Origin of the sequence: Bacteroides ilei, assembly GCF_900128495.1 — a bacterium.
Classification (GTDB): Bacteria; Bacteroidota; Bacteroidia; order Bacteroidales; family Bacteroidaceae; genus Phocaeicola; species Phocaeicola ilei.
Genome location: NZ_LT635801.1, coordinates 1,736,249 through 1,758,978, shown reverse-complemented (window position 1 = coordinate 1,758,978; position 22,730 = coordinate 1,736,249). Strand labels below are relative to the sequence as shown.

The 22,730-nt window shown below is 45.1% G+C and carries 16 protein-coding genes; 8 read left to right on the top strand and 8 right to left on the bottom strand.

Annotated features, from left to right (window positions below; translation table 11 throughout):
* Positions 1–21 precede the first annotated feature (21 nt).
* Entirely contained in the window at positions 22–1,461 is a 1,440-nt protein-coding gene (locus BQ7489_RS07585; protein ID WP_083580489.1) for a RagB/SusD family nutrient uptake outer membrane protein, read from the top strand.
* A gap of 138 nt (positions 1,462–1,599) precedes the next feature.
* Here BQ7489_RS07585 and BQ7489_RS07580 read toward each other — a convergent pair whose 3' ends face one another.
* Complete coding sequence (locus BQ7489_RS07580; protein WP_083580487.1) at positions 1,600–3,174, bottom strand: DUF3943 domain-containing protein; 1,575 nt, start codon at positions 3,172–3,174, stop codon at positions 1,600–1,602.
* 344 nt (positions 3,175–3,518) lie between these two features.
* Between BQ7489_RS07580 and BQ7489_RS07575 the strand changes: the two genes are divergently transcribed.
* Positions 3,519–5,720 carry a S9 family peptidase gene (locus BQ7489_RS07575; protein ID WP_072530528.1) on the top strand — a complete coding sequence of 734 codons (2,202 nt, stop codon included), beginning with the start codon at positions 3,519–3,521 and terminating at the stop codon, positions 5,718–5,720.
* 120 nt (positions 5,721–5,840) lie between these two features.
* Here BQ7489_RS07575 and BQ7489_RS07570 read toward each other — a convergent pair whose 3' ends face one another.
* From BQ7489_RS07570 to BQ7489_RS07560, 3 genes are all read right to left on the bottom strand, one after another.
* On the bottom strand, positions 5,841–6,488 hold the full coding sequence (locus BQ7489_RS07570) for a hypothetical protein (RefSeq protein WP_072530527.1): 648 nt from the start codon (positions 6,486–6,488) through the stop codon (positions 5,841–5,843).
* Positions 6,489–6,604: 116 nt separating this feature from the next.
* Positions 6,605–7,369, bottom strand: a complete 765-nt coding sequence (locus tag BQ7489_RS07565) for a glycerophosphodiester phosphodiesterase (RefSeq protein ID WP_113745282.1) — start codon at positions 7,367–7,369, stop codon at positions 6,605–6,607.
* A 33-nt stretch (positions 7,370–7,402) separates the two neighbouring features.
* Positions 7,403–10,603 (bottom strand): TonB-dependent receptor, encoded by a 3,201-nt coding sequence (locus tag BQ7489_RS07560; RefSeq protein ID WP_072530526.1) that lies wholly within the window; start codon positions 10,601–10,603, stop codon positions 7,403–7,405.
* 277 nt (positions 10,604–10,880) lie between these two features.
* On the opposite strand from BQ7489_RS07560, the gene lipA reads away from it, so the two are divergent.
* Positions 10,881–11,732 carry a lipoyl synthase gene (gene lipA, locus BQ7489_RS07555; RefSeq protein ID WP_072530525.1) on the top strand — a complete coding sequence of 284 codons (852 nt, stop codon included), beginning with the start codon at positions 10,881–10,883 and terminating at the stop codon, positions 11,730–11,732.
* Positions 11,733–11,763: 31 nt separating this feature from the next.
* On the opposite strand, the gene BQ7489_RS07550 is transcribed toward lipA, so the two are convergent.
* The 3 genes from BQ7489_RS07550 to BQ7489_RS07540 are packed head-to-tail and all read right to left on the bottom strand — an operon-like array spanning position 11,764 to position 14,381.
* Positions 11,764–12,468 carry an SAM-dependent methyltransferase gene (locus BQ7489_RS07550; RefSeq protein ID WP_072530524.1) on the bottom strand — a complete coding sequence of 235 codons (705 nt, stop codon included), beginning with the start codon at positions 12,466–12,468 and terminating at the stop codon, positions 11,764–11,766.
* 60 nt (positions 12,469–12,528) lie between these two features.
* Positions 12,529–13,515: a gliding motility protein GldB-related protein gene (locus tag BQ7489_RS07545; protein WP_072530523.1), complete on the bottom strand. Its 987-nt coding sequence runs from the start codon at positions 13,513–13,515 to the stop codon at positions 12,529–12,531.
* A gap of 8 nt (positions 13,516–13,523) precedes the next feature.
* Positions 13,524–14,381, bottom strand: coding sequence for an enoyl-ACP reductase FabI (locus BQ7489_RS07540; RefSeq protein WP_072530522.1), 858 nt, complete (start codon positions 14,379–14,381; stop codon positions 13,524–13,526).
* A 489-nt stretch (positions 14,382–14,870) separates the two neighbouring features.
* Here BQ7489_RS07540 and BQ7489_RS07535 point away from each other — a divergent pair, with 489 nt between their 5' ends.
* The 3 genes from BQ7489_RS07535 (at position 14,871) to BQ7489_RS07525 (ending at position 19,518) form a co-directional block, all read left to right on the top strand.
* Positions 14,871–16,484 (top strand): glycoside hydrolase family 28 protein, encoded by a 1,614-nt coding sequence (locus tag BQ7489_RS07535; protein WP_072530521.1) that lies wholly within the window; start codon positions 14,871–14,873, stop codon positions 16,482–16,484.
* Between the two features lie 114 nt (positions 16,485–16,598).
* The gene (locus BQ7489_RS07530) at positions 16,599–17,825 is read left to right on the top strand and encodes a DUF4861 domain-containing protein (protein WP_072530520.1); all 1,227 of its coding nucleotides are present in this window, start codon (positions 16,599–16,601) and stop codon (positions 17,823–17,825) included.
* Positions 17,826–17,844: 19 nt separating this feature from the next.
* The gene (locus tag BQ7489_RS07525; RefSeq protein WP_072530519.1) at positions 17,845–19,518 is read left to right on the top strand and encodes a glycoside hydrolase family 43 protein; all 1,674 of its coding nucleotides are present in this window, start codon (positions 17,845–17,847) and stop codon (positions 19,516–19,518) included.
* A gap of 90 nt (positions 19,519–19,608) precedes the next feature.
* Here BQ7489_RS07525 and BQ7489_RS07520 read toward each other — a convergent pair whose 3' ends face one another.
* Entirely contained in the window at positions 19,609–20,577 is a 969-nt protein-coding gene (locus BQ7489_RS07520) for an ROK family protein (RefSeq protein WP_072530518.1), read from the bottom strand.
* 168 nt (positions 20,578–20,745) lie between these two features.
* Between BQ7489_RS07520 and BQ7489_RS07515 the strand changes: the two genes are divergently transcribed.
* Both BQ7489_RS07515 and BQ7489_RS07510 read left to right on the top strand, forming a co-directional pair.
* Complete coding sequence (locus tag BQ7489_RS07515; RefSeq protein WP_072530517.1) at positions 20,746–21,465, top strand: ABC transporter ATP-binding protein; 720 nt, start codon at positions 20,746–20,748, stop codon at positions 21,463–21,465.
* Between the two features lie 13 nt (positions 21,466–21,478).
* Positions 21,479–22,729, top strand: a complete 1,251-nt coding sequence (locus BQ7489_RS07510) for an ABC transporter permease (protein WP_072530516.1) — start codon at positions 21,479–21,481, stop codon at positions 22,727–22,729.
* The last annotated feature ends 1 nt before the right edge of the window (position 22,730 follow it).

Genomic DNA, 22,730 nt, shown 5'->3' with positions numbered 1-22,730 from the left:
TTTTCTAAATATTCCACTGATATGAAAAAATATATCTACTATATAGCAGCAGCGGTCACAATGAGCTTAGTAACCGCCTGTAGCGAAGATTTTATCAACAAGACCCCCGATTTGAAAGTAACGGAGGCATCCATCTTCGGAAGCGCCACAAGGCTTGAAGCGGCAATAGAGGGAACATATACAGCTCTTAAAGGCAGTAATTCAGTAAGCGACGGTTATTTTATGGGAGGTTTTGCTACATTAGCCGGTGATAACCGCTCTGATGATATGATAAACTACGGAGACAACGGTTATACAATGCGTGATACCTACAGTCATTCGGTCAATGCATCAAGCATTGAAAACGATGCCTTATTCCGTAACGCATACCTGGCCATCAATTACGCGAACATGATCATTGACGGTATCGAGAAAACTTACGCGAATTCATTGCCGTGCGATGCAGAGACAGCACGACGCTATGTACAGGAATGTAAATTCGTCCGGGCAATATCCTATTATTATCTGAGTCAGCTGTATGGCTTGCCATATAAAACCGACCCTAATGCATCGAATGTACCTTTAAGGATCGAAGCGATTACCGGTGCAGGACATAATGATTGTCCGGCTTCTACCATTTCGGAAGTATTCAAACAGATACTGGCCGACACGGAAGAGATTGACGCACTGCCTGCAAACTATGAGTCGACAGGCTTTTCGTCAACCAAGGCTTCACAGGCATCGGCACACGCCCTACGGATGCGAGTTTATATGTGCATGGAAGATTGGGATGCTGCCATTGCGGAAGGAAATGCAATCAGCGGATTTTCATTGATCCCTTCAATCTCTACCATGTTCGATTCACCTTATGCACAGACTGCTGAAAATATATTCTCGATACCGATGAGCGAAAGCGATAAATCGAACAGCCAGACCCATCCGGTCGGGTATTTCTATCATGAATCAGGACAGATTACGGTTGTCAATAACATCAACGGCATTGCAACCATTTATGGCATTGAAGGTGATGACCGCACAAACTTCCTCTATACAGACGAACGTGGTTATACGTATTGCGAAAAATACAACGAACGTTCCACCCGATATGAATGGATTCCTGTATTCCGCTATGCAGAAATTTTGCTGAATCTTGCGGAATGTTATTATAATACAGGAGATGAGAGTAAGGCCATCGATTGTGTAAAACAAGTCCGTACCCGTTCAATCGCAGCAGACAAGGATCCTCTGGTAACGTATAAAGAGACTGGTGAAGCGCTTTGGACAGTAATAGACAATGAACGCCGTTGGGAGTTCATGGCAGAAGGAATTCGTGGCTATGATATTTCACGAAGAGCGGAAGATTACCGTCATCCACAAACAGATGGAAGCTGGACTGTCGTTGCCACACCATCGGATAAAACGACTTATTGCTGGCCGTTCCCACTTTATGAAACTACTGTCAACACAGCCTTAAGCGAATAGGTTGTCCGGTAAAAACATGAAAAGCCAACTGATTCCAACTTTCCAAATTAAGAATCAGTTGGCTTTTTCGTATTTTTAAAGATTCAAATATAAGGTATATCAGCTATTTAAGTACTTCACTTTCACATGAAACGGCGCTCAAAGCGTGTACGTCAGCATAAGCTGGAAACTCTGCTGTCTGCTGTCGACAAACCAGTTGTAGGTAGTTCCATATTCATATTTTAAGTCTCCCACGTAATAAGTGCTTCTTCTATAGAGATCAAATTTAGCGGTAAAAGACAACGACTTTACCAACTTGTAAGTGAGTTGTCCCTCCCAGTGCGCAAAAGTCCCGATCGACTCATCACCATTTACATTGACAGGCTTTCCTCCCGGAGTGGCAGACCAGTCTATATTTGATCCGTTGGCATTTCGGGTGTAGAATTTGTAAAATTGATTGTTGACCGCAAAGGAGAGCTTGTCATGCAGGAAATGACCTTTGAAACCGAATTTTAAAGAAAAACCGGAAGCCCAGTTATAATTACGGTGATAATAGCGGTAATAATCGCTCAGGATACCTCCCAAAATGACTCCGTTCAAATGAAGCGACGCAAGCAGCCGGGAACGGTGATCCTGGTAACGGAACAGGGCACCTCCTCCTACCGAAGCCGGCGTCCCCAACTTATAAGGAACCACACAATGCTCCAACGCATCGGGACTGTACTTACTGATGGTATCCGAGTCGAAAAAATCGAAATGCTGGAAGAGACCGACGGAAAGATCGCATTTACGGGTATCGACCAACTCTTTTGACCATAGCCTTCCGATGATTTCCACCCGACTCAACAAGGGTTGCGATTTCATGACGTTGAATTCAGCCAGACAGGAGAAATATTCATAGGGAATCTTTGAATCGGTAAACGGGTCGCCATATTCCATATTCAGACGCGCACTGGCCCCCGCATGTGTGGTACGATGATCGTCGTGATACAACAGGATACGTGTCCCCAGTGAGAATTCAAGATTCAACGGCGGTCTTCCAAACTCGCGCCCGGTAACGGGACTTTTCTTCCATGCCTTTCCGGTAATCATACGCGTGACGCCCCTCATGGGCGATAGTACAAAGGCTGCCACCTCGCGTCCCACGCGCTCAGCCCCGGAACTGCGGTCATCCAGTACCCGGTCGGAAGTCCGGTAGAACACTTCCCCCAAAGCAGCCCCTCCCACCGGAGTGGCGATAATGTCGTTCGTAGAAGGATATTCCCGTTCCATGAACAGTTCCCACATGGCACTTCCCCCAATGGCAAAAAGTTCCGACTGCCAGAAATTAAATCCGTTCGACCTGGCCGCATTGAAATACAAGGAGCCATTGTACGGATGGGCAAACATATTCGTATTCAGGTGGTCGTTGTCCCATTCAAATCCGTGCCTGAAATTTGCCCCGATGGTTTTCAGGGAAATATAGGCATAATGTCCCTTCAAAGCAAACCGGTCGAACGCCCAAAGTCCGATATTCAGTCCGAATACCTCACTTGCCGCCCTTACAAACGATTTATTTTTGATCAATGCAGGCTCCTCGTAATGGAACAGGCTGTCCTTCCAGAGTGTGGAATCGAGGGCAAACGGAACACCTGCCTGCATGTGGAATATTCCAAGAAATAATACCAGCATCAACATACACCACCGGATCCACCGAAACGGATGCGCGAATATCCATAGAATCTCTTCCTTCATTTTATACACTTACTTTATCTTATACACTTACTTTATCACCGCCGATACGCTTACGATAACAGTCTACAAAAATATAAAATTCATAGAAAAGACCCAAAACGACACTTCTAACATTTGCCCTCACGGAACAACAAACTGTCACAGACAGCAATTGGTAATAAGCAGCCGAATACAGCTACAATGACTTACTGTCTATTCTTTGCCCCGACCAGATCAACCGTGCCAATATTGTAACACAGCATAAAATATCAAGTATGATTCTATCTTATAAGGTTATTCCATCGATTTTCCGTAACTTTGCAAATACAGATATGGAAAATATTAATACTAACGTATAACCAACGATGAAAAAACTGTTTGTTCTATGTTTTCTGCTGGCCTTCATTTCTGGAATCCAGGCACAGCAGAAGGTCAGCCTGGAAGATGTAGCCAAAGGAACCTACCGGGCCGAAAATATCTACGGCATCAAACCGATGCTCGACGGCAACTATTACACGCAGATCAGTGCCGACAAGAAACGCATTGTCAAGTATTCGTTCAAGACAGGTAAGGAAGTCGCTACCGTTTTTGATGTCAACACTGCCAGAGAGTGTAACTTCAAGGAATTCGACGACTACATCATGTCGCCGGATGAAAAGCTGATATTGATCCAGACCGAAACCAAGCCGATCTACCGGCGTTCTTTTACCGCCGTATACTACATTTATAATGTACAGAACAACAAACTGGAGCCCCTTTCAAACAACGGTCCGCAACAAGCCCCGCTGTTTTCTCCGGACGGATTCCAGATTGCCTTTGTGAGAAACAACAACATTTATCTGGTCAAGCTGCTGTTCGGCAACAGCGAATCGCAGGTAACCAAGGACGGAGAATTCAATAAAGTACTGAACGGCATCCCCGACTGGGTCTATGAGGAGGAATTCGGCTTTAACCGTGCATTCGAATTCAGTGCCGACAGTAAAATGATTGCCTACATCCGTTTTGATGAAAGCAAGGTACCCATGTACAGTTTCCCATGGTATAAAGGTCTGGCTCCCGAGAAGAAGGAATATACCACCTATCCAGGCGAATACCGTTACAAATATCCGAAGGCCGGTGAAGTGAACTCTACAGTCACCGTACACACCTACGATATCAAATCGCACGTAACCCGCCAGATGGATCTCCCGTTGGATGCCGACGGCTATATTCCACGCATCAAATTCACCTCCAATCCGGAAAAACTGGCTATCATGACCTTGAACCGCCATCAGGACCGTTTTGACCTGTACATGGCCAATCCTAGAAGCGGGCTCTGCAAACTGACTATCCGCGAAAACGCTCCCCAATATATCAAGGAACAGGCCTATTCAAACATAGCCTTCTACCCTGAAAACATAGTATTGATGAGTGAACGCGACGGTTATAACCACCTGTATCTCTATACAATCGGAGGTAACCTGGTAAAACAGATTACCAAAGGCAAGTTTGAAGTGAAAGATTTTCTGGGATGGGACAGAAACAGAAACATATTCTATTACAGCAGTAATGAAGAAAGCCCACTGCGCAGCGCTGTCTACAAGATTGATGCAAAAGGCAAGAAAACGAAACTGTCTGTCCGTACAGGTACCAATACAGCAATCTTCAACAGCACACTGACCTACTATATCAACAAGTTCTCCAACCTGTCGACCCCTACCCTCATCACTGTCAACGACAATAAAGGTAAGGAACTGGCCACGCTGATGGACAATGCCAAGCTGAAAAAACAGATAGCAGGACTCAATATGCCAACCAAAGAATTCTTCAAATTCAAGACGACGGAAGGCGTGGAACTGAACGGATGGATGATGAAACCGGCCAATTTCGACCCGAACAAAAAATACCCGGTCATCATGCACCAGTACAGCGGTCCCGGATCACAGGAGGTACTTGACAACTGGGGTGTAGGCAGTTTCAGAGACGGAGGTATGTTTGAAGCATACATGTGCGACAAAGGTTACATCATGGTATGTGTAGACGGACGTGGAACCGGAGGACGTGGAGCCGAATTCGAAAAATGCACCTATATGTTCCTTGGAGTCAAGGAATCTCACGACCAGGTTGAAGCAGCCAGATACCTGAGCGGACTTCCATACATTGACGGAAGCCGTATCGGAATATGGGGATGGAGCTTCGGCGGCTATAACACCCTGATGTCCATGAGCGAAGGTACCCCGATTTTCAAGGCAGGCGTAGCCATAGCTCCTCCTACCGACTGGAGATTCTATGACAGTGTCTACACAGAACGTTTCATGCGGACCCCAAAAGAAAACGGTGACGGGTACCAGGCAGGATCGGCTATCCTGCGTGCACCCAAACTGCATGGAAAACTGTTACTTATCCACGGTTCGGCCGACGATAATGTCCATTTCCAGAACAGCGCGGAATACAGTGAAGCACTGGTACAGGCAGGTATACAGTTCGATATGCAGGTATACACCAACCGTAACCACAGTATTACAGGAGGAAACACACGCATCCATCTGATGAACCGTGTAGCCGGTTTCTTTATACAGAACCTGTAATCCGACGGATTCAACAGATTGACACGAAACATAAAAAAAGTCACAGACAGTACGTTTGTATAGTCTGTGACTTTTTAAGTTTGTATGCTATCATTCAAAATACTCGATGTCGGTATCTATTCATTTGTCGATGCTCTTGACTATTGCTGAAGCAATTTTCGAAGAACTCTTACGGCTGGCTTTAGTCAACCTGTCGGCTTTTTCCAGATTCATGCAGGTAAAATAATTGTTCCCTTTTGTCACTTCCTGCTGGTTCTTGTCGTAAAGCGAATAGCTTACAAAATGGAACAAAGTGCGCAAAGGCTTTTCCTGCCATTTCAGGTAATGCTGGTTGAGAAACAAGACATAATCGGCTTGAGCCTCATCCATCAGCTGCTGATAATTCTTATGGTCAATCTGTTCTACATCGGCATAGCTTTCCTCATTCTCTCCGTTTACTACCACATTACCCAGCAGCTGGTCTGCATCGGAGATATTCTCTGAAGAGATAAAGGCAACCCCTTTATCCTTATTGGCCTGGATAATATTATCCGTAATAATACGGTTATATGTTTCACCTATACTGTCTTCCGGAATCCCCGTTTCTTCAGTGATCATACTCTCAGGAAAATAGTTTGAATTTACATTATCAAGTCCTACCACCAATACTTTCACAACAGCATTGTTTTTACCAGAAGCATCTTTCCCGGCTTCTTCAGCCTTCACAACCATTACAGAAGCCATTACAAACAATCCAAGAACAATACTTTTTACAAATGCAGTTTTCATTGATTCTTCGCTTTAAATTTTACGATACAAAAATAGGAGTGCAATATTACACTCCTATTTCCATGATATGATAAATTCATTTAGAACCTGTTACAAACAGGAAATACTTTTTCAAGTCATTTTCCTTCAAACAATGCAGAAGCTTCCAAAGGCTGGTCGGTCGTGATATAGTCCACATCCAGACCGATCATCTTCTCCATATCCTCTTTACCGTCTACCGTCCATGCATTGACCTTCATACCCAGATCATGGGCCTCCTTCACCCATTCGGGATGCTTGTAAAAGACCTTGTAATAATAATCAATACCCGTCAGTCCCTTAGCCTTCACTTCCTTGGGAGCAATGTCACTCTTCAGGTAAGCGATTTCCGAACCCGGAGTAAGGCGTGCAAGCTGTTCGCACACATTCATGCTGAACGAGATATATTCCACCTGTTTCTCCATGCCGTATTCCTTTACCATCTTCACGGTCGATTCGGCAATCTGGTCTTCCTGTGCCTTGGTCTTGTGAGGTTTGATTTCAAGAATCAGCTGCACGTCGGGCAACTTCTTCCCGGCTGCCAGATAATCAGCCAGTGTAGGAAGTTTCTCTCCGTTTTTCAGTTTCAGATCCTTCAACCTGTCATAAGCCGTTTCTCCTATAACCAGACCGTTTATGGAATCATCATGGTTTACGACCACCACTCCATCGGCAGTAAGTTGCACATCAAACTCAGAGCCATATACTTTTGCCTCGGCCGCCTTGTTCAGCGCCGCAATAGAGTTTTGTGCCGAACCTTCCGTCTTCCAGAATCCGCGGTGAGCAATCACCTGCGTCTGTGCTTGTGCCACCAGTGCAAAGAAAGCACAGGCACAGGCCATCAGTAAATTTCTTGTTTTCATAATCATCATTATTATTTTTCAGTTTATCTATTATCAGAACGCATATCTCAAACCAATCTGAACCTGATAAGGAGTACCGTTCAGGCTCGATACACCGGTATTCGCATTGACATTGTATACGTATTCCTTCTTCTCCTTGTCGAAGCTTTTAATGGTATAAATCTTCTGGGAACTCAGGTTATGTCCTGCTCCCCAGTTCTTGTTCAACATGTTCATTACATTGAAGATATCGACAGAAAGCTCCAGGCTGTGCTTCTTGTAAAGCTGGAATTTCTTGGCCAAACGTAAGTCGAGTGTACCATAGAATCCGTTCACGCCCCCGTTCCGTTCGACTACCTTACCGAAACTCTTGCGGATATAGTCTTTCGTGCTTTCCTCCACATCCGGATTGGAAAGAATGTTGTTGATACCGTCTTTCAGGTACTGCGGCGTATTCGGATCGTTCGGATCGTAAATATAGGCCAAATCATTCGAATCGACAAAGTCTCCGTTTACATTTCCACCCACGATGAGCGAGTAGCGTGTACCACCGATACCCGAGAAGCGTGCACCGACGCTGATACCCCAGAAAGTAGGAGCCGTACCATACACTACTACTTTATGACGGAACTGGTTGCTGGAATAGCTCATACGGCTCAAATCGCGCGGATCGTCGACCACCATCTGAGAAAGTGTAGCCGAGTTTGCCACATTTCCGTTGTAGGAAGTATTGTCCTTGGTATCGTTCCAGGTATAGCTGAACGAAAGCTCACCGTCCTTGAAGTAACGCCACGTACCGTCAATGACAAACGCAAACTGATTCACCTTACCTTCGCTCACCATTTCGAGCACACGCCCCACCTTGTCGGTCTTTCTGCTCTCCTTCCAGTCGGCTACACCATTCTCATCGATGGTATTGGCAGGCACATATACACCTCGATTTCCTTCGGCAGCGATACGGAAGTACGGCTCGTCCACCATGTTGCGGTCTACATACATGTAGTTGTTGCGTCCCAGCGTCATATATCCTGCAACACTTACTTTCAGGCGGTCATTAAAGAAATGAGTATAAGAGAGATTAGCCTTGTAGATAACAGGCACCTTGCAGTCGGCCCCGTTCATGTTGATGGTAGAAAGCTTCTCTACATTCGGATTGTCAAAGAGTTCGGCACCCGGTGCGGTAGACGGATCCTTGCGGTAAGAAGAAAAATCCGGACGAATCAGGTCCAGCATCTCCTGATAGTTGGCAGCCGTTTTATCGAGCGTGATATCCAGTGAGGCAGTACGTGTACCGTCGAACACCATATTGTTAATCATGGCATAGTTGTTGATATCGGAAGCAAAGATACCGGCACCGGCACGGATGATGTCCCGATGCTTGTCGTTGATATCCCACGTAAACTGCAAACGCGGCTGAACCTGGAAAGTAGACAAGCCGTTGTCTGTTCTCAGTCCCAGTTCATCGTATACCGTCTGGTTGAACGTACCCTTATTAAAATAAGTAGCATTGTCCAGGCGCAAGCCAGCAATCAGTTCAAATCCCGGGAAGAGCTTGGTCTGCAACTGTGCATAAGCCCCTGCATTCAGGATATTCTGCTTCACCCGGTCGTCGGGAGTAAGATACAGTTCACGGACATAACGGTACGGTTCCAGATTTTCGAAAGCGTCCAGTCCGTTGAAGTAGAAACGTCCGTTCGTTTCACTGCCATAGCGTGAATTCATGTGTGTATACATCATGTCCACACCAAACGTATAGTTGATTTTGTTCGTGTTGTAATAGAAATTATCTACCGCCTGAAGCACATGGTTGTAGAAGTTTTCAGGACAGTAGCGCTGCCCCCCCAGCTGAATGCTGGTAGTCGCCACGTTGCCGTCGATCTGCGACTCTACGTTGCTCACAATGGCACGCGGGATATTGGCGGCCGGAAGCTCATCGCCCGGCATCGATTTTTCCAGCGTATAGAGATGCTGCACCTTCAGTTCGTTGGTACCCCTCGGACCCACTACCGAACGTAAGGTCGCCATGGCACTGTTGTTCAGCGAATGCACGTTGCCATACGTTTCGTACAGACAGATAGCCGTATTATCCCCTAGTCCCATATTGTTCATATCGTTTACAAAGTTATCGGTAAACGTCAAGAGATTCGTTGCATTGATCTGCCAGTCCACACGGGCAAACACCGCATCGGTGCTCTGCTTCTTGTCGAACGCCCCGAACTGCGGATTCGAAGACACTCCATACTTGTCGCGTGCAATCTGCAGGAAACGGTCGCGCACATCGGTTGTCAGGCTGTAACGCTTCTCATCGGCAGCACTCTGGATATCTGCAATATACAACGGACGAGAGTCTGCCTGATGATCCCATGCGATGAAGAAGTGCACACGGTCTTTTACCAGCGCACCACCCAGCGAAGCACCGAACTGATAAGTAGAAAAGTCGTTGTCGCGCTTGTTACCACGGATATCGTACGGACTGGACAACCAGTTGGCACGTGCAAAGGTGAACGCACTACCGGTCAGCGTATTGGTACCCGACTTGGTGACGGTGCTCACCGTACCTCCACCGGCACGTCCGTTTGTCACATCGTACTGGTTAGTCACCACCTTGAACTCACGGATAGCCTCCATGGAGATGGCATAAGGCACACTGTTACGGCTCGTGGTACTACCTCCCGAAGTAGGGTTCTTGGCCGTCATGCCGTCGATGGTATAATTGGTAGACGAAGCCAGCTGTCCCGACAGGCTGGAACCCGTGCTGAGCGGAGAAAGATCCACCAGCGAAGTAAAGTTACGTCCGTTCACCGGCAACTTTTCCAAATCGCGTTCCGTTACGGAAGTAGCCGCACCCGTAGTGGCAATGGTATTCTTCAAGGAATTTGCCACTACCTCTACAGCCTCCATCACCACACTCTCCTCTTTCAGCTGAAAATCGAGCCGAAGCAAATCCCCTTGATTCAGCGTGTAACCCGTTTTCTTCTGATCACCATAACCTACATAAGTTACCGTAACACTATACGGACCTCCTAACGGAAGCTGTTTGATCGTGTATTCACCATTTTCATTTGTAATTGATCCGGTACTAAAACCGGTAGACTCATTCTTTACCTGTATAGCTGCACCGATAACCCCCATTCCGGTTTCATCGGTCACAATACCCGAAATGATGGCACGGTTATCCTGAGCCATCAGCTGCCCCATATAAATGAACAGCGCTGTAAAGATTAATAATAATTGTTTGATTTTTGTTGTCATCATTTTTGGTTAAGTATTTCTAAATTGACGCAACAAAAGTAAAAGCAGAGTATTACACTCCGATAAATGAAATATAAAGAAGGAGTATAATTTATATGAAAAATATATTACAGAGACGAAAAACGTTCTGCTTCCAGGACATAAATACCACTGTCCATCATACATAATAAGAGAAAATCGAAACAAGATTTACCGCAGAAAAGACAAGCCTATGAAGAAAATAACTACATTTGTATCTTATAACACAACCTATCGACCAGGTAAATGAATAAATATGACTATGGAACATATAAAGAAACCTGATTGGTTGAAAATCTCGATTGGAACCAATCAACGCTATACAGATACTAAAAGAATTGTCGACACCCATAAACTGCACACAATCTGCAGTAGCGGACGTTGCCCCAACCTAGGAGACTGTTGGGGAAAAGGTACGGCTACATTCATGATAGGAGGAGCCATCTGCACTCGTTCATGTAAATTCTGCAACACCATGAGCGGAAAACCGCTACCGCTGGACCCGAATGAACCCGAACAGGTAGCCGAATCCATCCGCCTTATGAAGCTGAGCCACGCTGTCATAACTTCGGTAGACCGTGATGACCTTCCTGATTTTGGAGCAGAACACTGGATAAAGACTATAGAAGCTGTGAAGCACCTCAACCCAGGTATAACTCTGGAAACATTGATTCCTGATTTTCAGGGAAATATCGGACTGATTAAAAAAGTAGCGGAGACACATCCCGACATCATCTCGCACAACATGGAGACTGTGCGACGACTTACTCCAGCAGTAAGAAGCGTAGCTACCTACGACCGCAGCCTGGAAGTGATACGGACCATTGCTGAAAGCAGAGTCACCGCCAAATCGGGCATTATGGTCGGTCTGGGAGAGACCGAAAAAGAAGTAGAAGAATGCATGGACGACCTGCTGGCAAACGGATGCAGGATACTGACTATCGGACAATACCTCCAACCAAGCAGAAAACACTATCCGGTAGCTGCCTACATCGAGCCGTCACAATTCGAACGTTATAAAACAATCGGAGAACAAAAGGGGTTTGCAACCGTAGAAAGCGGTCCACTTGTACGCTCATCTTACCATGCAGAAAAACACATCCGGTTCCAATAAAGGAAAAGAAGATGATCAGGAAAGGATTTTCTTATTTGTAGATCAGGAAAATACAAGGAATTTTGGTCAGATCAGGTAATTTTCCTTTCCACTCCTTGATGGTTCTGGTCCTGATATACTCACCCTCACAGGTAATATTGGCCGCGATACACAACCTAGTTTGTGGACGGCATGTTTTGAGAATATCTTCAAGCATCTTGTTATTACGGTAAGGAGTTTCGATAAACAACTGAGTCTGGTTTTCTGTATAGACCCGTTGTTCCAATTCCTTCAGGAACTTTACCCGTTCTCCCGGTTCAATCGGGAGATATCCATGAAAAGCAAAACTCTGGCCATTGAACCCGGAAGCCATAACCGACAAGATAATGGATGAAGGACCGACCAACGGAACAACCTTCAGATTCCTACGTTGTGCTATTGCAACCACATCCGCTCCCGGATCGGCAACGGCCGGACAACCGGCTTCCGAAATAATCCCCATGGAATTTCCGGCAAGTAACGGATCCAGATACCCCGAAATAGCTTCAGGAGAAGTATGCTTGTTCAAGGGATAGAAAGTCAGGCTATCGATATCGATACTGCTGTCTACCTTCTTCAAGAAACGTCTGGCCGACCTTACGTCTTCGACAATAAAGAACTTGATCTGCCGGATAATAACCTTATTATAAACCGGAAGAACATTTTCGACAGGAGTATCCCCCAAGGTAACAGGAAGTAAATACAATGCTGTTTCCATGAATAAAAAATTAAATCAATAACCCAGGAATCCAGGTAAAAGAATCTTCTTCTTAATCTATCAATCTATATCCAAGACACCGAAATCAGAAACATGCATCAGTTCTTCTAGTGACATTTCCGGATGTCCGTTCAAAAATTTTTCAACGAGCTGCATACCCAGCCATATACCAATTGTAGGAGGTATTTTTTCGCCATTAAAAACCATTGTTGGATCAGCGTGCGTATAAGCCCGGATCACCATCGGATCGGTTGTTGACAAATGTCCGTTTACCATCATCCACTTCCACAGCTTACCTTTATTCTTCCGGCACCAGTCAGTTTCTTCCTGCGTATATCCTAACATTTCCTCATTCGACTTGATATCCAGGATTTCACGTACCACCAGATTAATCTTACCCTGATACATGATAACATCTAAAAGAGTACGACGTCCCAACCTCCATTGAAACGGATACTGACTCAGCAGATAAAAAGTGAAACAATCGGGCAAAATACGGGAACGTTCCATAAAACGACGCTGATACCCATAATAATAACGCTGATATAAAGGATAACCGGCCCCTAAATATTTATCCAGACTAATCCCCAACAGACTATCGCCTACCACCACCGACTGGTTCAACGCCGAAACCTGGGAATATACCTGAGGAACAACAATAGACGGAAATTCCTTCTTCAGCTGCCGAAAGCCCTTGGTCAGCCCTTCTTCAATATCACTCATATCCTTAAACTCCACACCAACATCTCTCATAATGCGAAGCAGGATAGAATCCGAATAATAGGCACACAACTTGTCATTGATTTCAGGATCATCCACACGCCCTAATCCCAATACATCCTCTATCAGTATTTTCGTTGCCCTAGGACAATCCAGATTCATTCTCTGCAAAGCCGAAAAACTGTTCAGTGCAGTAGCTTCGTACTGCAAACGGTCATAACGGAACACTTTTATATCCTTATCAAAAGATGCATTGCCCTGCTGCTTGTCACTTTGACAGGCAGCAAGAACAATAGCAGCTATTAATATGAATATAAACCTTTGCATGTCTCAGTTTATCCGTAGATAATATTTCCGTTTTCGTCCTTATATTCATCCAGTCCCTTTTCGTAAGTAGCCATAGCACGCAAGCTCATGCCCACACTGGAGAAACCACCATCATGGAACAGATTCTGCATGGTAACCTTACGGGTCAGATCAGAGAACATTACAATACAATAATCGGCACACTCATCGGCAGAAGCATTTCCCAGAGGAGACATACGGTTGGCAAAGTCAAACAGTTTGTCCATCCCCTTCACTCCCGATCCCGCAGTTGTCATCGTAGGCGACTGGGAGATGGTATTGATACGGACATGATGTTCACGTCCATATATATATCCGAAACTACGTGCGATAGACTCCAGCAAAGCCTTAGCATCGGCCATATCATTGTAACCGTAGAAAGTACGCTGTGCAGCCACATAGCTCAAAGCCAGGATTGAGCCATAGTCATTGATGGCATTCAGCTTCTTGGCCGACTGGATCATCTTATGAAATGAAATAGCAGATATATCCAAAGTCTTGTTCAACATGTCATAATCAAGATCGTCATAAGTACGTTTTTTACGTACGTTAGGAGACATACCGATAGAATGCAGAACGAAATCAATCTTACCTCCCAAAACCTCCATTGAACGTTTGAATACATTCTCCAGATCGGCAACGCTTGTAGCATCGGCAGGGATAACCTCACAATTCAACTTTTCAGCCAAAGCCGAAATTTCTCCCATACGTACTGCAACCGGAGTATTAGACAGGGTAATTACCGCTCCTTCCTCAACAGCCTTTTCAGCAACTTTCCATGCAATGGACTGTTCATTCAGAGCACCAAAAATAATACCTCTTTTTCCTTTCAGTAAATTATAACTCATATTTTATCAATTGTAAATTTGGGACAAAGATATAAACAATTCTTTATAAAACCTCCATTTTCAGGGAGTAAAAACAAGAAAAGGATAAAATCACAGATGAACGACAAAGGACGTATCAGTTCCAAGAACTGCCATAATGTCTTTACAACGCCTATGTATCAAAAAACATTTTACGGGAATAAGAAATACACAATAAATACAACACAAGTCTGTTTTTCCCATAACAAATGATAGAAATTGCACATTTTTTTCACCTATTGTACCAAAATATTCACATCCAAGAGAATTTGATTTTCTACATTTGCATAACAAGAGGTTTTTTCATAATATTTATTTTAAGGTTAGAATTTAATTAACGGATTATCCTTGCCTGTCCATTATCTGTGAAAGACAGTGGACAGGTATATAGGATAATAAAATGAACGGCTAATGAAACAAATGTCAAAGCCAAAGGACAAGAACAAATATTAACATTATAAAACAGTATTCATGATTACAGTAAGCACAATGAGACAATGGATTCTCTCTGTTGGAATCGCAGCCTTCATTTGGGGCTGTCCGAACAACCAAACAAAAGCAGCCAATCCGGAAAAGATTTCGGATGAGATCTATGAAGACTTGCCTTTCCAGATGGACAAGGTTCAGCAACCTACATTTCCTGACTATACACGTTCCATTACTGAATTCGGTGCTGTAGGCGACGGTCTGGTCCTAAATACGGAAGCATTCGACAAAGCCATAAAGGAAGTAGCATCGAAAGGCGGAGGCACTGTAGTGGTTCCGGAAGGGTTATGGCTGACTGGACCGATTGTACTGCAAAGCAACATCAACCTGCACCTTGAAAACAATGCGCTGGTGCTCTTTACAGCCGACCATACCCAATATCCGATCATCAAGACTTCCTTCGAAGGTCTGGAAACACGTCGTTGCCAGTCTCCGGTCTCGGCAACCGGTGCCGAAAACATTGCCATTACCGGTAAAGGAGTAATGGACGGTAACGGTGACACATGGCGTCCGGTAAAAAAAGGTAAAATGACAGCCGGACAGTGGAAAGCCCTGCTGGCTAAAGGTGGTGTTGTAGATGAAAAAGCCGGAATCTGGTATCCAAGCGAAGGTTCGCTCAAAGGAGCTCTGGCATGTAAGGATTTCAACGTGCCCGAAGGAATTGAAACAGATGAAGACTGGAACAGCATCCGCGACTGGTTGCGCCCTGTACTGCTGAGTTTCCAGAAATGCAAGAAAGTATTGCTGGAAGGAGTCACCTTCAAGAATTCACCAAGCTGGTGTCTGCATCCGCTGTCATGCGAAGATCTTACAATAAACAAGGTAATCGTATCCAACCCATGGTATTCACAGAACGGCGATGCACTGGACATCGAATCATGTAACCGCGTATTGGTCCTGAACAGCAGTTTCGACGCCGGTGATGACGGAATCTGCCTCAAATCGGGAAAAGATGCCGACGGACGGCGACGTGGAGAGCCCTGCCAGAATGTAATCATACGTGACAATGCCGTTCTTCACGGACATGGCGGCTTTGTAGTAGGCAGCGAAATGTCGGGCGGTGTGAAGAATATCTATGTCGACAATTGTACATTCCTCGGTACTGACGTAGGCTTGCGTTTCAAAAGTACCCGTGGACGTGGCGGTGTAGTTGAAAACATCCATATCAACAACATCAACATGATCAACATTCCGAATGAAGGCCTGATATTCGATCTGTTCTACGGAGGCAAAGCTCCCGGCGAAGAAGATACAGCCGACGCAAACGTTACAGCAAACATCCCTCCTGTAACTGAAGAAACTCCGTGCTTCAAGGATATATTCATCAAGAATGTAAAGGCCAAAGGAGTAGGCCGGGCCATCTATTTCAACGGTCTGCCTGAAATGCCTATCAAAAATATCTACATTGAAAACGTGACAATTTCTGATGCCAAAGAAGGAGTTATCCTGAACCAGGCTGAAGGAGCCACGCTAAAGAATGTGAAAGTCATTACCACAAAAAACGGGAACAACCTGAAAATGAAAAATGTAAAGAATGTGACCGTAGGTGGAAAAACATACAAGAACATCGGAGACAAAGCGGAATCATACAAATTCTAACCTGAAAAGATTCCAGATCTTTGCCTTATGACAAGACAGGAGGTTGTAATCGTTATGGATAACAACCTCCTGTCGCATAAACAGCTCTCATTTAATCTTTAGTTAACGGAGACAATTATGAAAACATTACCCATTATTTGCCTAGCCCTGATTTCCGGGGGCATCAACGCCTTTGCACAAAATACGGAAAAGAAAATACAAGTTGTCATAGAAAATCCATGGAATACCGCCAAGACGGACGAACCGGTCGTAATCGATCTCCTGTCAATCGGCACGGAATTCAACGTGAAATCGGCAGTAGTCATGGACGGAAAGGTGGAAGTCCCGTCACAAATAGATGATCTGAACGGTGATTTCAAATCCGATGAACTGGCCTTTGTCATCAACCTTCCGGCATCTTCACAAAAGACCCTGGACATCACCTTATCAGCCGACAAGAGTGGAAAAGAATACCCTGCCCGTGTATATGCCGAAATGATGTTCCGTACGTCCAAAAAGAACAAATACGCTAGAGGATATGCCATATATGCCGATGGAAACGATGACACTTATAATGTACAACATCACCATGGCGTAGCATTCGAAAGTGAACTGGTTGCCTACCGGATCTATTTTAACGAAAAACAAACAACCGATCTTTATGGAAAGTTCAACAAAGGCCTGGAAATAGAAGCCACCCAGTTTTACCCTACAGATGAACAGTTGAAAAAAGGTTACGGTGACGATGTCATTCTAGTCAACAACAGTTGTGGAACCGGTACTCTGAGAGGCTGGAACGGCACAGAATCCACTTTTATCAAACCGGTTGCTATCCGAGGACAGCGCATAATAGCAGACGGCCCGGTACGTACCATTGTAGACGCTGAAGTGAGAGGATGGAAATACCAGAATTCAGAATTGAACATGATTAACCGGTACACCTTATATGCCGGACACCGTGACGTGCAGATTGACGCCATTTTCGACCGTCCTCTGGATAAGGAAGTATTCTGTACCGGAGTTCAGAATATAACCGGCAAAGCCGGAAAATTCTCGGATCACGAAGGACTGGTTGCCAGTTGGGGTACAGACTGGCCAGTAAAAGATACGGTAAAATACAAAAAAGAAACCGTAGGACTGGCCACTTACATTCCCCGAAAACTGGTCGTAAAGGAGACCTCCGACAAGGAAAGTTTCCTGTATACCATCAGTGCACCCGGACAGACATCATTCCGTTATTATACATCATTCACCTCCTGCAAGGAAACTTTCGGCTATTCTACCCAGGAAGCATGGTTTGCCTATGTACGTGAATGGAAAAAAACACTGGAACAACCCATCAAAATAAGACTCATTAAATAACACCTAATCTATAAATAACATGAAGCCATTTCTTATTTTTTCTCTACTCTTGGGTAACTGTCTTATACCTGTAGCAGCACAAACGCAAAACTATGTTTCAAAGGTATGGGTTGCCGACCAAGGAGACGGAACCTACAAAAATCCGATCCTCTATGCCGATTATTCCGATCCGGACGTATGCCGTGTAGGCGACGACTACTATATGACCTCATCCAGCTTCGGCTGCCTGCCAGGGCTGCAGATTCTTCATTCGAAAGATCTGGTGAACTGGACTATTGCCGGAGTAGCCGTACCACGTTCACTGGCTCCTCATACCGACGTCGCCCCACAGCACGGTAACCGCGTATGGGCACCCTGTATCCGCCACCACAACGGAGAGTTCTATATTTTCTGGGGAGATCCCGACCAAGGAATCTTCATGACCAAAGCTAAAGACGTAAAAGGTCCTTGGATTGAACCGGTTCTGGTAAAAGCAGCTAAAGGAATCATTGACACAACTCCCCTATGGGATGATGACGGACGTGTTTACCTGGCACATGCATTTGCCGGAAGCCGTGCAGGTCTCAAGAGCGTAATTGCTGTATGCGAACTGAATTCTGAAGCTACACAGACCATATCACCGTCACGTATCATATTCGACGGACACGAAGCTCACCAGACTTGTGAGGGACCTAAATTCTACAAACGTAACGGATATTATTATATCTTTCACCCGGCTGGAGGTGTCCCTACCGGATGGCAAGTAGTGCTACGCTCAAAAGATGTCTATGGCCCTTATGAATGGCGCACGGTACTGGCCCAAGGAAAAAGTCCGGTTAACGGCCCGCACCAAGGTGGTTGGGTAGATACTCCCTCAGGAGAGGACTGGTTCATACATTTCCAGGATGTAGGAGCCGCCGGGCGTCTGGTACACCTGCAACCGATGAAATGGATAAACGACTGGCCTGTCATAGGTGAAGACAAAGACGGTGACGGTTGCGGAGAACCTGTGCTGACCTACAAGAAGCCCGATGTCGGCAAGACTTATCCTATCTGCACCCCACAGGAAAGTGACGAATTCGACAATAACGAACTGGGATTACAATGGCAGTTCAACGGGAACATTGATGACAAATGGTACTTCGCCGACAAGGAACACGGTATGCTCCGTCTCTACTCAGCCCCGGTCTGTGAAAGCTATAACAGTCTCTGGGATGTCCCGAACCTGTTACTACAGAAATTTCCTGCACCCGACTTCAGTGCGACAGTCAAACTTAAATTCTCCCCCATCGCCAAATATAAAGGAGAGCGCACCGGACTAGTCGTCATGGGAATGGACTACGCAGGTATCATACTGGAAAATACAGAAAACGGACTTGTCTTGTCGCAAGTGGAATGTAAGAAAGCAGACAAAGGGAATAAAGAGACTGTAAACGAAAGCATCCCGCTCAAAAACGGCGAAATCTATTTGAAAGCTCAGATTACAACAACCGGTGAAAAGATAAGCAAAAGTGAAGGAGGTTCAGATCTGGTTGTCAAATGCCAGTTAAGCTACAGCACCAATGGAAAGAAATTCAAGCCCTTGGGAAAAGAATTCCAGGTACGGGAAGGAAAATGGATAGGTGCCAAGGTAGGGACATTCTGTACACGTCCACACATCGTCACCAATGACGGCGGTTGGGCAGATATCGATTGGTTCAGAATCGACAAGTAACAAAAACATGAAAAGGCGGATTCCCAGAATCAGAATCCGCCTTTTCATGTTTTATCTTTTCCTTCATCCGGTATCGGCCGGAATAAATAATCATCTTACTTCCCAACCCAATGCACTGGCACCAAGAACAGCTGCGTCGGCATCTTTCAGTTGGGAAAGCAGCAACTTGGTCTTCCCCTTAAATACCGGCAATACATTGTCGTCCATAGCCTGCTGGATAGGTTTCATAATATAATCACCTGACTTGGCCAACCCGCCGAACAGTACAATCGCCTCCGGACTGGAGAATGCAATGAAATTGGCCAAAGCTTTTCCCAAAATTTCACCGGTAAACTTGAAGACATCCAAAGCCAGTTTGTCCCCTTTCCGCGCTGCCTCGTACACATCTTTCGACTGAATTTCTTCTGCCGGAATATTTCTCAACAAGCTCGGTTCGGAACGTGCCACCAGAAACTCACGGGCTGTACGCGCCACTCCTGTTGCAGAGCAATAGGTTTCAAGGCAACCTTTACGTCCGCAACCACAAAGACGACCGTCTTCCTTTACAGTAACATGCCCCAATTCACCGGCAAAACCGTCATGGCCGTACACCAACTGACCGTTGATGACAATACCGCTACCTACACCTGTACCCAATGTTATCATGATGAAATCCTTCATCCCTCTTGCTGCTCCATAAGTCATTTCACCGATAGCAGCAGCATTGGCATCATTGGTCAGGGCAGTCGGAATTCCCAACTGTTCCTCAAATTTTGCGGCCAACGGTATAATCCCTTTCCACGGAAGATTGGCTGCATATTCTATATTACCGTTATAATAGTTCCCGTTAGGTGCTCCTATTCCCAAACCTTTGATCTTACCGGCTCCACCCACTTTCTGTACCAACGGAAGAAGTTTCTTACAAACTGCATCGACATATTCATCGACATCAGAATATTGCTGGGTTTTGACCGAATCGGTAGCCAATACATTTCCACGTGAATCGACTACTCCAAATACCGTATTTGTGCCGCCTATATCCATTCCTACGACATACGGCTTCTCCATGTTTATTGTCATGACATTATATTATTTAAAGGTTAGTTGTGCCAACAAATGTACAGATTAGAGTACAAGCGAACAAATTTTTCATCATTTATTTCAACGTTGAATGTAACTTTTATACCTTAGCTGCGTCTAAACAAGTAGCATATAGAAATTACACAGACAAAACCAAAAACCAGAATTATGATCGAACTTAAAAATATCAACAAGACATACCATAACGGAGCTCCTCTACATGTATTGAAAGGAATAAATCTGACAATAGGGAAAGGAGAATTCGTTTCCATCATGGGAGCATCAGGATCCGGAAAATCTACCTTATTAAATATATTAGGCATCCTGGATAACTATGATTCGGGAGAATATTATCTGAATGGAGTACTTATCAAAGACCTAAGTGAAACCCGTGCCGCCGAATACCGCAACCGCATGATCGGGTTCATTTTCCAATCATTCAACCTTATCTCATTCAAGAACGCCATGGAAAACGTGGCGCTCCCCTTGTTCTACCAAGGTGTGAACAGGAAGAAACGCAACGAACTGGCATTGGAATACCTCGACAAGCTGGGTCTTAAGGAATGGGCACACCACATGCCCAACGAATTGTCGGGCGGGCAGAAACAGCGGGTAGCCATAGCCCGGGCCTTGATATCAAAACCACAGATAATTCTGGCCGACGAACCTACAGGAGCCCTCGATAGCAAGACTTCAATCGAAGTGATGAATATATTGAAAGATCTGCATGACAATGAAGGCCTCACCATTGTAGTGGTGACCCATGAAAGCGGTGTTGCCAACCAAACCAACAAAATCATTCACATCAAGGATGGAATTATCGGACGCATAGAAGACAATATCAACCACAATGCATCTCCATTCGGAGTAAACGGTTACATGAAATAAACTCATCTGCAATATGATTGACCTTATACAAGAAATCTATGGTACCATCATGCGCAACAAACTGCGCACTGTTCTCACCGGCTTTGCTGTAGCCTGGGGAATATTCATGCTGATTGTACTGCTGGGGGCCGGAAACGGACTAATCCACGCATTCGAAGGACAATCGGAAAACATGAAGATGAATTCCATGAAAATCTACCCTGGAAGAACATCCAAACCTTATAAAGGCTTGAAGGAAGGAAGAGACATTACCCTGAAAGACCAGGACCGTCTACAGGCAGAACAAAGGTTTTCCAACCGTCTTCCCTCATCGGGCGCCACAGTCAGCCAAAGCGGTGTATACCTGAATTATGGAAAAGAAAGCGTGAGCATCACACTTGACGGCGTATTTCCGAACTACACGGAACTGGAAGCTGTCAACCTGAAAAAAGGACGTTTCATCAACCTGAAAGACATGAACGAAAGACGAAAAGTCATTATCCTACATGAAAAGACCGTAAAGCAACTCATGGACAATGATAATCCTATCGGGAAATATGTCAATGCACAAGGAACTATCTATCAGGTAGTAGGAGTCTATTCCGACCAGAATACATTCTCCCCCTCTGCTCTGGTACCATTTACTACAGTACAACTAGTATATAATAAAGGAGACAGCATTGATAATATCTCCTTCATAACAGAAGGAGTAGAAAGTGAAGCAGCCAACGATACCCTGATGAATGAATACCGTGCCATGATGGGCAGAAGCAAACTTTTTGCTGCCGATGATGAAAGTGCCATCTGGATATGGAACCGGTTCACCCAATACCTTCAGCAACAAGCCGGACAAAATACCTTGCACATTGCCATCTGGGTCATAGGTATCTTCACTCTTCTTAGCGGTATTGTAGGGGTCAGCAATATCATGCTCATTACAGTACGCGAACGTACCCATGAATTCGGAATCCGAAAAGCATTGGGAGCAAAACCAGGATCTATCCTGCAACTGATCATTTCGGAAAGTGTGTTGATTACCACCTTTTTCGGATATATAGGTATGGTAGCCGGCATTGCAGTAACCGAATATATGAATATAGTAGCCGGGAAACAGACCATGGACATGGGAGTATATTCCATGACGTTCTTCGAAGACCCGACAGTTGATCTCAGTATCGCCATAGAAGCAACACTGACATTAATCATCGCAGGAACATTGGCCGGACTGTTTCCAGCACTCAAAGCAGTGCGTATCCGACCTATAGAAGCACTTAGAGCCGATTAGT